Origin of the sequence: Streptomyces sp. NBC_01341 (genome assembly GCF_035946055.1) — a bacterium.
Classification (GTDB): Bacteria; Actinomycetota; Actinomycetes; order Streptomycetales; family Streptomycetaceae; genus Streptomyces.
The window spans coordinates 6,288,928-6,299,095 of record NZ_CP108364.1; the positions used below are offsets into that span (position 1 = coordinate 6,288,928).

10 protein-coding genes and 3 pseudogenes are annotated in these 10,168 nt (G+C 71.2%); 6 read left to right on the forward strand and 7 right to left on the reverse strand.

Translation table 11 applies throughout. The features are described from left to right. Nucleotides 1-155 precede the first annotated feature (155 nt). Entirely contained in the window at nucleotides 156-698 is a 543-nt protein-coding gene (locus OG206_RS27750; RefSeq protein ID WP_327120801.1) for a Clp protease N-terminal domain-containing protein, read from the forward strand. A 67-nt stretch (nucleotides 699-765) separates the two neighbouring features. After that, nucleotides 766-1,878 carry an EamA family transporter gene (locus OG206_RS27755; RefSeq protein WP_327120803.1) on the forward strand — a complete coding sequence of 371 codons (1,113 nt, stop codon included), beginning with the start codon at nucleotides 766-768 and terminating at the stop codon, nucleotides 1,876-1,878. A gap of 7 nt (nucleotides 1,879-1,885) precedes the next feature. Here OG206_RS27755 and OG206_RS27760 read toward each other — a convergent pair whose 3' ends face one another. Continuing rightward, complete coding sequence (locus OG206_RS27760; RefSeq protein WP_327120805.1) at nucleotides 1,886-2,572, reverse strand: pyridoxamine 5'-phosphate oxidase family protein; 687 nt, start codon at nucleotides 2,570-2,572, stop codon at nucleotides 1,886-1,888. A gap of 36 nt (nucleotides 2,573-2,608) precedes the next feature. On the opposite strand from OG206_RS27760, the gene OG206_RS27765 reads away from it, so the two are divergent. Further along, a complete protein-coding gene (locus OG206_RS27765) occupies nucleotides 2,609-3,940 on the forward strand; it encodes an aminotransferase class I/II-fold pyridoxal phosphate-dependent enzyme (RefSeq protein ID WP_327120807.1) in 1,332 nt (443 codons plus the stop codon). Here OG206_RS27765 and OG206_RS27770 read toward each other — a convergent pair. Continuing rightward, a pseudogene (locus OG206_RS27770) lies at nucleotides 3,927-4,273 on the reverse strand (hypothetical protein); the annotation flags it as partial. The gene OG206_RS27765 and the pseudogene OG206_RS27770 sit on opposite strands and share 14 nt — an antisense overlap. A 349-nt stretch (nucleotides 4,274-4,622) precedes the next feature. Then, on the reverse strand, nucleotides 4,623-5,006 hold the full coding sequence (locus OG206_RS27775) for a zinc-binding dehydrogenase (RefSeq protein WP_327120809.1): 384 nt from the start codon (nucleotides 5,004-5,006) through the stop codon (nucleotides 4,623-4,625). 316 nt (nucleotides 5,007-5,322) lie between these two features. On the opposite strand from OG206_RS27775, the gene OG206_RS27780 reads away from it, so the two are divergent. After that, nucleotides 5,323-5,967, forward strand: a complete 645-nt coding sequence (locus tag OG206_RS27780) for a DsbA family oxidoreductase (protein ID WP_327120811.1) — start codon at nucleotides 5,323-5,325, stop codon at nucleotides 5,965-5,967. A gap of 13 nt (nucleotides 5,968-5,980) precedes the next feature. Here OG206_RS27780 and OG206_RS27785 read toward each other — a convergent pair. Further along, a pseudogene (locus tag OG206_RS27785) lies at nucleotides 5,981-6,190 on the reverse strand (IS5/IS1182 family transposase); the annotation flags it as partial. 85 nt (nucleotides 6,191-6,275) lie between these two features. Between OG206_RS27785 and OG206_RS27790 the strand changes: the two are divergent. Beyond that, nucleotides 6,276-6,389: pseudogene (locus OG206_RS27790) on the forward strand (LysR family transcriptional regulator); the annotation flags it as partial. 27 nt (nucleotides 6,390-6,416) lie between these two features. On the opposite strand, the gene OG206_RS27795 reads toward OG206_RS27790, so the two are convergent. The 3 genes from OG206_RS27795 to OG206_RS27805 form a co-directional block, all read right to left on the reverse strand. Next, nucleotides 6,417-6,884, reverse strand: coding sequence for a pyridoxamine 5'-phosphate oxidase family protein (locus tag OG206_RS27795; protein ID WP_327120813.1), 468 nt, complete (start codon nucleotides 6,882-6,884; stop codon nucleotides 6,417-6,419). A gap of 175 nt (nucleotides 6,885-7,059) precedes the next feature. Beyond that, nucleotides 7,060-7,500: a Rieske (2Fe-2S) protein gene (locus OG206_RS27800; RefSeq protein WP_327120815.1), complete on the reverse strand. Its 441-nt coding sequence runs from the start codon at nucleotides 7,498-7,500 to the stop codon at nucleotides 7,060-7,062. Between the two features lie 110 nt (nucleotides 7,501-7,610). Beyond that, nucleotides 7,611-8,861, reverse strand: a complete 1,251-nt coding sequence (locus tag OG206_RS27805) for a cytochrome P450 family protein (RefSeq protein WP_327120817.1) — start codon at nucleotides 8,859-8,861, stop codon at nucleotides 7,611-7,613. An 829-nt stretch (nucleotides 8,862-9,690) separates the two neighbouring features. On the opposite strand from OG206_RS27805, the gene OG206_RS27810 reads away from it, so the two are divergent. Next, nucleotides 9,691-9,909 (forward strand): MbtH family protein, encoded by a 219-nt coding sequence (locus OG206_RS27810; protein WP_327120819.1) that lies wholly within the window; start codon nucleotides 9,691-9,693, stop codon nucleotides 9,907-9,909. Nucleotides 9,910-10,168 lie beyond the last annotated feature (259 nt).

A 10,168-nucleotide genomic window follows, 5' to 3' on the forward strand; every position in this document is an offset into this window, starting at 1 on the left:
GCCCCTTGTGCGTCCCGGTGGCGGGAAATGCTCTCCGTGATGGCGTGATCTCATCCAGAAGGATGAGGAACCCCCGGTGGCCCCAGCCTTCTGCGGGATGCCGGATAGGCCGTACCGGGGATGTTTTCGCTCCCCGGGGCTGATGAGGTGGAGTGGTGCAGTTCCGGACACGAGGTACCCCCGAGCAGATCCCGCCGAACCATCCGCGCCCCGATGCCGCGCTGAGTCCCGCCATGACGGCGGTGGCCGGCGGCGCGCGGAGGCGCGCCCTGCGCGACGGTGACCGCCGCGTCGACACGGCCCATCTCCTGCACTCCCTCGTCGAGTCGGATGATGCGGTGCGGGACGTGTTCGGCGGAGCGCCGCAGCTGGCTCGGGTGCTCGGTTACCTCGTGCAGCGCAGTATCGGATACGGCCTCCGGTGGCAGGGTGCGCGGGAGGCTTCGGGTGCGGTGCCGGTCGTGCGGACGCCCACCGGCGAAGGCTGGTCGTCTCCGGCGGCCGAAGCGCTGGAGCGGGCGGCCCGGGGCGCCGCCCGGCGCGGACGGTCCCACGCCGACGGACTGGATCTGCTGGCCGCGCTGCTCGCGGATCCCCGGTGCCGGGCGGTCGAGGTGCTGGAGCGGGCCGGGGTCGAGGTCGCGGAGCTGGCCTCCCGCACCGAGGCCCGGCTGACCGCGGGGGAGACGCCATGGTGATCATGGCCACGTAAATGACAGGTGTATCAGGGGTGACGCTGCTGACCGCTGCTGCCATGATGTGCCGATGCACGCGTCTCAGGGGAGAAGCGCCGGACTGGGCCTGGCCCTTGCCTCGGCTCTCGCATTCGGTGGTTCGGGGGTCGCGGCCAAGCCGCTGATCGAGGCGGGGCTCGGCCCGCTGCACGTGGTGTGGCTCAGAGTGGCCGGCGCCGCACTCGGCATGCTGCCGGTCGCCTGGCGGCACCGGAATCTCGTGCGCGAGCGGCCGGCCCTGCTGGCGGGGTTCGGGCTGTTCGCCGTCGCCGGTGTCCAGGCCTGTTATTTCGCCGCGATCTCGCGCATCCCGGTCGGGGTGGCCCTGCTCGTCGAATACTTGGCTCCCGCCCTCGTCCTCGGCTGGGTGCGGTTCGTCCAGCGCCGCGCCGTCACCAGGGCAGCCGCCGTCGGAGTGGTGCTCGCGGTCGGCGGGCTCGCCTGCGTCGTCGAGGTGTGGTCGGGGCTCGGCTTCGACGCGATGGGCCTGCTGCTCGCGCTCGGTGCGGCCTGCTGCCAGGTGGGGTACTTCGTCCTGTCGGATCAGGGTGCCGGGCACGGGGACACGGCGGATACCGAACCCCCGCACCCCTTCGGGGTGATCGCGTACGGACTGCTGGCGGGCGCCGTCGTGCTGACGGCCGTCGCCAGGCCGTGGGGCATGGACTGGGCGGTGCTCGGAGGCGACGCGGTCATGGACGGGCACGGCGTCCCGGCATGGGTCCTGCTCGGCTGGATCGTCCTGCTCGCGACGGTGCTGGCCTACGTCACCGGTGTGGTGTCGGTGCGCCTGCTCTCGCCCCAGGTGGCGGGGGTCGTCGCGTGCCTGGAGGCGGTCATCGCGACCGTGCTCGCCTGGGTGCTGCTCGGTGAACACCTCTCGGCGCCGCAGCTGGCGGGCGGTGCCGTGGTCCTGATCGGGGCCTTCATCGCCCAGTCGTCCGCGCCCAAGCCGCCGACGGGGCCTGTCGCGTCGGGGCCGGGTCTGCTGGGCGCCGAGGCGGTCGGGGCCCGGGAGCCGACCGGCCCCGAGGGGGAACTGCCGCGCCGGACGGGACAGCCCTCAGGCCGCCCGTCGCCCGGCGAGGCGGTGCCCTGCTCACCGGAGGGCCGGTCCAAGCCCCCGCGCTCCGAGTCCTGGTGACGAAGGCTCAGAGGGCTGCGAGGTAGCCCGGAACCCGGATCGCGGGGTCGAGGTCGTCGGACGGGACAGGTGTCCCGTAGGTCCTGGCCACCGGAACCACGCCTGCCCAGTGGGGGAGGGAGAGGTCCTCCGGTTCGTCACTCGGGCCGCCCGTGCGGATCTTCGCGGAGACCTCGTCGAGGTCGATCCGGATCACCGCGGTCGCCGCGAGTTCCTTCGTGTCCGCAGCCCGCGAGTCCTTCGACCTGCCGGGCACGGCCTGGTCGACGATGGCGTCGAGCGCGACACGCCGCTCCTGCGGGTCCGTCACGGTGCTGGCGATCCCATGGACCACCACGGAGCGGTAGTTCATCGAGTGGTGGAAGGCGGAGCGGGCCAGCACGAGGCCGTCGACGTGTGTGACCGTCAGGCAGACGGGGAGGCCGGGGTCGGCCGCGCCGGCCGCGCGGAGCGGGCGTGATCCCGTCGAGCCGTGCACGTACAGCCGCTCGCCGATCCGGCCGAACAGCGTCGGCAGCACGACCGGCGCGCCGTCGCGGACGAAGCCCAGATGGCACAGGTAGGCCGCGTCGAGTATCGCGTGGACGGTCTCCTTGTCGTACGAGGCGCGCTCCCTGGAGCGGCTCGGCACCGTGCGGTCCGTCGGCTCGTAGGCCACTGCTCCGGAGGCGGCGGGGCTGGGGGTGTCCGGCATTTGCTCACTCCATTGCGCTAGTGCATAATAATGTTTGTGCTAGGAGAGTATCGGATCAGTGGGCGGGGCGCATCGGACATTTCCGCGAGCGTGGAGCACGGGGTGGCCTCGGGTGACCTCGCACCCGGTCATGTGCTCCCGCCCATGCGGGCGTTGGCGCTCCAACTCGGGGTCAACCCGAACACGGTGGCCGCCGCGTACCGCATGCTGCGGGAGCGCGGAGTCATCGAGACGGCGGGCAGGCGGGGAAGCAGGGTGCGTCCGCGCCCGGCCAGCACGGCGCGCGGTTCCCTCCGGGTGGAGGCCCCTCCCGGCGTGCGTGAACTGGGTGACGGCAATCCGGACCCGGCGCTGCTGCCCGACCTCGGTCCGGCGCTGGCCGCGGCCTCGCGGGCGTACGCCGACAGGCCGGGTCTGTACGGGGACGCCCCCGTGCTCCCTGAATTCGAGCGTCTCGTGCGTGCCGGTCTGGACGCCGACGGCGTCCAGACCGGGCCGGTCGCGCTCGCGTCCGGGTCGCTCGACGCGATCGAGCGCGTGCTGACGGCGCACCTCAGACCCGGTGACCCGGTAGCCGTCGAGGACCCGGGATGGGGCGCCCTCCTCGATCTGATCCCTGCGCTCGGTATGCGACCCGTCCCGGTCGCGCTGGACGACGAAGGGCCCCTGCCCGGCGATGTGGAGCGAGCTCTGCGAGCGGGAGCCAGGGCTCTGGTGGTCACTGACAGGGCGCAGAACCCGACTGGTGCCGCGGTGAGTTCCACGAGGGCGGCCGCGTTGCGGACCGTCCTCGCCGGGCATCCTGGGGTGCTCCTGATCGAGGACGACCACGGTCACGCGATCGTCGACCTGCCGGTGCACCCGCTCGCGGGTGTCACGGAGCGCTGGGCCTTCGTCCGGTCCGCCTCGAAGGCGTACGGCCCCGATCTGCGGCTCGCCGTGCTCACCGGGGACGCGCTGACGGTCGATCGGGTGACGGGACGTCAGAATCTGGGCCCCGGCTGGGTGAGCGGTCTGCTGCAACGGACCGTGCACCACCTGTGGGCGTCCGGTGCGGTGGATCCGGTGGAGGTCGCCGGGTCCTACGGGGAGCGGCGGGACGCGCTGATCCGGGCGCTGGGTGAGCGGGGGGTGCCGGCGTACGGGCGGACCGGGATGAACGTGTGGGTCCCGGTGAGCGACGAGACCGGAGCGGTGGCCAGGATGCTGCACGCCGGCTGGGCGGTCGCCCCCGGGGCGCGCTTCCGGATGGCGTCCCCGCAGGGAGTGCGGCTGACCGTGTCACCGTTGTCCGCCGCCGACATCGAACCGCTGGCGGACGCGGTCGCGGCTGCGGTGCGGCCCGTCCGCCCGGTCAGCTACGGGTGAGTCCGCCGGCTTCCGCGCCGGTGCCCGCGTCCGTGATCCGGCCGGGCGCGGCTGGCGCGCCGCGGGTCCTGCTCTGGGTGAGTGCGGCACCGGCGAGGACCACCGGCGCGCCGACCGGGGTGTTCCAGCTCAGCTCCCTCGCCGAGCAGGGCCACCCCTGCCGCGGTTTCCGGTGAGCGACAGGGGCGACGCTCCCGTGCCCGCCAGGGTGCGGCGGACGTAGATCCAGCCGACCGGGTAGCTCAGCGAGGCGAGCAGGGCCATCGCCGTACCCGTGAGATCCAGCCCGGTGAACCCCTGCCATGCGCCCGGCGCGGTGAGTACGCCGATGAAGGCTGTCTGCTGGTCTGCCCAGCTTTTCCACAGGTTCCAAGGCGGGCCCTTGCAGGCGGGGTGGGCAGGGGTTGTTCGTGTCAGACGGGTGGGCCGTGGACGGTGTCGAAGAGGTGTGTCCACGTGTCCTGCCAGGGCCAGTTGTGTGGCAGGTGCAGGGTGATGCGTCGTGGCGGAGCGGCGGTCTTCGGCGGCGAGTGGGCCGGCCCTGCAGTCTCTGGAAGGCCGACCCGCCCGGTCGTCGGCAGGAGGGGAGCGCACGGGCCGCTCGGCGCAGCCGGTGCGCCGAGCGGAGGCTCCACCGTCATTACCGTATGGTTCGTCGCGCTCAGTCACGGAGTCGTGGCGATTACGGCGTCCACACCCATCGGCCCCGCTGACCGCCGTCGCGGAGAGCCTGGTAGGCCTGTGCGGCACCGTCCAGCGCAACGGTGCCAGCGCGACGGGCCTCCAGTCGCCCCTCGGCGGTCAGCGCCAGCAGCTCGCGGAGCCGTCGGCCGTCAGGGGCGATCACTCCGCTTGTGACTCCGATGCCACGCTCGGACTCGGGCTCACGCCCGGGAAAGGCCCCTGCGTACAACCCGTTGTCACGGACAGCGGGGAGGACCACCTCGTCCAGTAGCGCGGCGTCCAGCACCGCGTCGAAGCCGGCGGCACCCTTCAGATCGGTGATCGTCTCAGCGGCCCCCGCCCGGGTCGGCCCATCGGCGTCGGAAGTACGGGCCAGCCCCATGAGGACCCAGCCTGCGTGGGCCGCGAGGGCGACCGCATATCCACCAACTCCTCCCGCCGCACCAGTGGGCAGTCCTGGCAGGAGGGCGGCGGAGGCAGCCGCACCGAAAACGGTCCCGCATCCCGGACCGATGACCTTTTGCCCGCCCGATGGCCATCGGGCGGCCATAAATAGACGTCCGGTCGTCTACTATGTATGAGGTCGCCTGACCGGGCGACTGTGTATGGACGTCACCGCAGCGCGGGAATCGCGGGGGCCCCAGCACCGCGCGGCGCGTGTCAGGCCCCGCGGAATCGCAAGTAGGGAGATACCAGTCATGCGCGTCGAAATCTGGACGGACATTGCCTGCCCGTGGTGCTACTCGGGCCGGGCCGCCTTCGCCAAGGGGCTCGCCGCCTTCGAGCACCGGGACGAGGTGGAGGTCGTGCAGCGTTCGTACGAACTCAACCCTGACGCGAAGAACGGCAACTCCTCTTACGTCGACGTGGTCGCCAAGCAGTACGGGCGTACCAACGCCCAGCAGGTCTCCCGCGAGGAGCAGGCCGCAGAGCTGGCGAGGGGGCTGGGCCTCGACTTCATCGTGGGCGGACGCCGCTTCGGCAACACCTTCGACCTCCACCGCCTTATCCACTTCGCGAAGACCCGCGGCCTGCAGGACGAGCTGGCGGACCTCGTGTTCCGGGCGAACTTCGGCGAGGAGCGCTCCGTCTACGACCGGCAGACCCAGATCGACGTCGCTGTCGCATCGGGACTCGACGAGGCCGAGGTCGTGGCGGTCCTCGACGACCCGACGGCATTCGCCGACGAGGTCCGGAGCGACGAGCGGGAGGCCGTGGAGGTCGGCGCCCAGGGCGTGCCGTTCGTCGTACTCGACCGGCGATACAGTGTCGGCGGCGTCCAGTCGGCCGGCGCCTACACCAAGGCGCTGGAACAGGCTTGGGCCAACCGGTCCGCCGCCTAGGCCGATTCTCGGGTCATCCGCCTGACCAGATGAAGATGGCGGCGAGGTGGAGTCCTGCGAGGTAGATGGTGGCGGTCTTGTCGTAGCGGGTGGCGAGGCCGCGCCACTGTTTGAGTTTGTCGACGCAGCGTTCGACGGTGGTGCGTTGCTTGTAGGCGTCGTGGTCGAAAGCGGGTGGTCCGACGCCTCGGCTGCCGAGGTGTTTGCGGTTGGCGGTCCGGTCGACGGGCTGATTGTGGGCGCCTTTCCATGACCCGAAGTGCTCAGGCAGGTCAGTGCGTCCATGGTGTCCCGGTGCGGTACTCGAACGTGAACACGTCCACGCTGTATGGCGTACGGACGCGGACCGCAGGCCGTCGATCAGGGCCGCCGTCGACGCGCTGCGGGCGGCGGGGCGGTCCCTGTACGATCAGGCCGGCTGAAGGCCGGCCTGATCCAAACGAAAGACCCTAGACGTCGGTCAGCTTCCGGAAGTCCCACGAGGTGACGGCTTCCGGGGTGAGCCGGATCCAGGCATGCCGGGAATCGTGCGGCAGGGTCTCCAGACCGAAGTACTTCTTGGCGAACAGCAGTTCCGGTGTGCCCAGTTCGGCGTGGTCCTCACCCGTGCGAGGCACTTCGCCGACGAACTCCGCCTGGCCGGTGAGCTCCACGCCCCGCAGCTCGCCGTACTCCACGCCGTCGTCGACCACGACGGCGATGCCCGGGTTCTGCCGTAGCTGTGCCCAGCGCAGGCTCCGTGTGAGGGAGTAGAGCCACAGCGAGGTGCCGTCCCACACGAACCACAGCGCCCCGACGTGCGGGCGCCCCTCCGCGGAGACCGTGGCCACCCGGCAGGTGCGCCGGCCGGTCAGGTAGGCGTCCCGTTCGGCGTCGGTCATCATGATCCGGCGGCCGCGGCGCTGGGTGACGGACATGGGCGGGGCCCTCCTGCGTTCGCCGGGGGTTCGTCGATGGCCGACAGCATGGGGCTTCCGCCCGCCCAGGGGCAATGGCTCGGGCGGGCGCCGGGCCTCCGTCACACGTCGGCGGTGCGGGCGCGGGAGGCGCGCCTCGCGTCGGCGCTCCGGCGGAGCCCCGGGAACCGCGCCCCTACGCCAGAATGATCGCGCCGTCCGCCACCTTGATCGGCGTCTCCGGCAGCGGCTGTGTGGCGGGCCCTGCCGTAGCCTTTCCGGTCGTCGCGTCGAAGGTGCTGCCGTGGCAGGGGCAGCTGATCGTTCCGTCGGCGACGCCCTTGACCGCGCATCCCTGGTGCGTGCACTTCGAGGAGAAGGCCTTGAACGTGCCCGCGGTCGGCTGCGTCACCACCACGCCCTTGTCGGCGAAGACGACCCCTCCCCCCTCGGGTATGTCGCTCGTCCTGGCGAGTACCTCACCGCCGCCCTTCCCGGCCGGCTGTACCGTGTCCGAACCCTCGCCGTCCTTCGAGCCGCCGCACGCGGTGAGAGCGGCGGCCACCCCCGCCGCGCCGACCGCCGCCACGACGGTGCGGCGCCCGAGGTGGACCTGACGCTCCTGCGATGCGCTCATGCCGGCATTCCCTTCATCGGTGTACGAGGCTTCGCAGGGGTATACGGCCCCGGGCGGCCCGGCGTTCAGACCCCGCGCCGACTCCTTCCCCAGGGTGCGGTGGTGTTGGCTCAGCCGTGCACGCGTACCGGCAGCTCGCGCACACTGTTCCCCACGAACGAGGCATGCCGGGGGAGTTCGGTGTCCGGGACGGCGAGGGTGAGCGCGGGGAAGCGCGCGAACAGTTGCCGAAGTGCTGTCGCGCCTTCCACGCGGGCCAGTGGAGCCCCCATGCAGAAGTGCGCGCCATGGCCGAGCGAGAGGTGGCGGGCCTTGCCGTCGCGGGTGATGTCGAAGCGTCCGGCCTCCGGGCCGTGCGCCTTCGTGTCGCGTCCCGCCGCCGAGTAACCGGCCAGCACCGGGGTCCCCTTCGGGATCACGGTGCCGTCGATGGTCAGGTCGCGGGTCGGATAGCGGAACGGGAAGTAGCTGACCGGGCTGTCCCAGCGCAGCGTCTCCTCGACCACGTCCGCCCAGCTCGCCGTGCCCTCCCGGACCAGGGCGAGCTGGTCACGATGGGTGCACAGGGCCCGTACGGCGTTGGTGATCAGATTGAGCGTCGTCTCGTGTCCCGCGATGATGGTCAACATCAGGGTGCCGATCAGCTCGTGCGGACCGAGCCGGTCGCCGTCCGCCTCCCGGGCCGCGATCAGCGCGCTGATCAGGTCGTCCCTCGGGTCCTCGGCCCGGGCGGCGGCGACGGCGCCGAGGGCGTCCACCATCTCCCGGTTGGCGGTCATCGCCTCGGCGGGGCCGATGTCGGTGGCGACGATCCGGCTGGAAAGGTGGTGCAGCCTGTCGTGGTGCTCCGGGTCGACACCCAACAGTTCGCAGATGACGCCCATGGGAAGCGGCAGGGCGAAGTGCCTGCGCAGGTCGACGACGCCGTCGTTCGCCATTGCCTCCCGCTCGAGGCCGTCCAGCAGCGACGCGGTCAGTTCCTCGACACGCGGGCGCAGCTCCTCGACCCGGCGCGTGGTGAACGCCTTGCTCATGAGGGATCGCAACCGCCGGTGGTCCGCCCCGTCCGCGGTGGTCATTCCCTGCACGGTGGCGAAGGTTTTCAGCGGCCAGCCGTCGGGGATCTCCCCGTCCCGCAGAGCGGCGAAGTGCCGCGCGTCCTTCGCGACGTCGGGGTGTGAGAGGAATTCCCTGAGCGCGTCGTGACCCAGCACCGCCATACCCTTCACCTCGCCCGGCAGAACCACCGACGAGACGGCGCCCCCGGCCAGCAACCGCGCGTTGGCGGCGTGGGGGCACCCGCCGGACGGGTCCAGGCGGTGCGGCGTGTCGTGCGCGAGGTTCTCCGGCGACGTGTTCAACAGGGCTCCTGACGGAACGGTGAGTGAGTGACCGGGCACCCGGGCCGCCTCGGTGTGTGACGGATCGTCGGGGCGTGGCCCGAGGACGGGCGGACGGATCGGGGTAACTCGGCTGCTGCGCGCGGGACATGAACAGCGTAGGCCAATGGGGTGTATCCGGTCGGCGATCGAGTGCGCCGGTGGACGTGCGTGGGGGCCGGCCCGGGCCGGGCCGGAGACATCGGTGCGGAGCACTCCGTGCGATGCGGCGTCACGCTTCTTCCGGCCACCGACGTCCGCTGCGGGCTCCGGCCGGGACCCACCGTTCCCGTTCCGACGGGCGGTGGCCGTCCTTTCCGCCGGACACCGGTGGGGGTGGGGCGCACACCCGGCGCATGGGTGCTCGGTGTGGTTTTCAGGTGGGCACGGGGGGCTCACGGGTATCGCGTACGAGGGTTTCCTGAATGACGTGGTTCACATTTGGACATACCTGCACAGGAGGGGCGCCGTGTGGCTCGATAGTTTCCGCCCGGCGTGCCTGGCATATGCCGAGAATGGGTTCCCGTGGCCTCCACTCGGACGCGTAATCGAAAGTGGGGCAGGGGGCTCACTTCTCGGCTGCTTCCGGGCATCTAATGTGATTGGCATGGACGGGCGGGGCTTGGGTAGTCGTGGCTCCGCGGCTGGTTCGCCGCTGCTATTCGGGGTGCGGCTCATGGCCACTCCCGGTGGCTGGAATTGCGCCGTGGGGGCCTGTTTTCGATGATGTGCCTGCAGAATGCGATCCGCCTGCGCGCCCGGAAGCAGTCGATTAATGTGCTGTGGAACAGCGAGAACTAGTGGGGGAATCATGGCCAATCCTTTCGATGACGAATCGGAACGGTTCGTGGCGCTGGTGAACGACGAGGGGCAGTACTCCCTGTGGCCCGCGCGTCTCGATGTCCCGGGCGGGTGGCGCGTCGAAGGCTCGGAGGGGTCGCGTCAGGAGTGCCTGGACGCGATCGAGGCCGCCTGGAGCGACATGCGCCCCGCCAGTCTGGTGCGGGCGATGCGGGCCGACGCGGGATAGGCCGGGCCCGGTTCCTCTCGGTCCCGTACCTGATGCGGGACGGGCCCGGCCGCCGGCGGTCCCGCCGGACCTGGCCCGACGTGTGCCGGCCGACGGTCGCCGGACTCTGTCCGGGGCGGCGCCCCTCCCGGCTCCATGTCCGTCCGCCCGTCCGTTTCTGATCATTATCGATCCCGCGTGATCAAGGACTTGCGAATTTGGCTACGCGTGCTCGAATCCATTTCATGTGGCATTCATAAAATGCTGGTGTGCTGCCTCG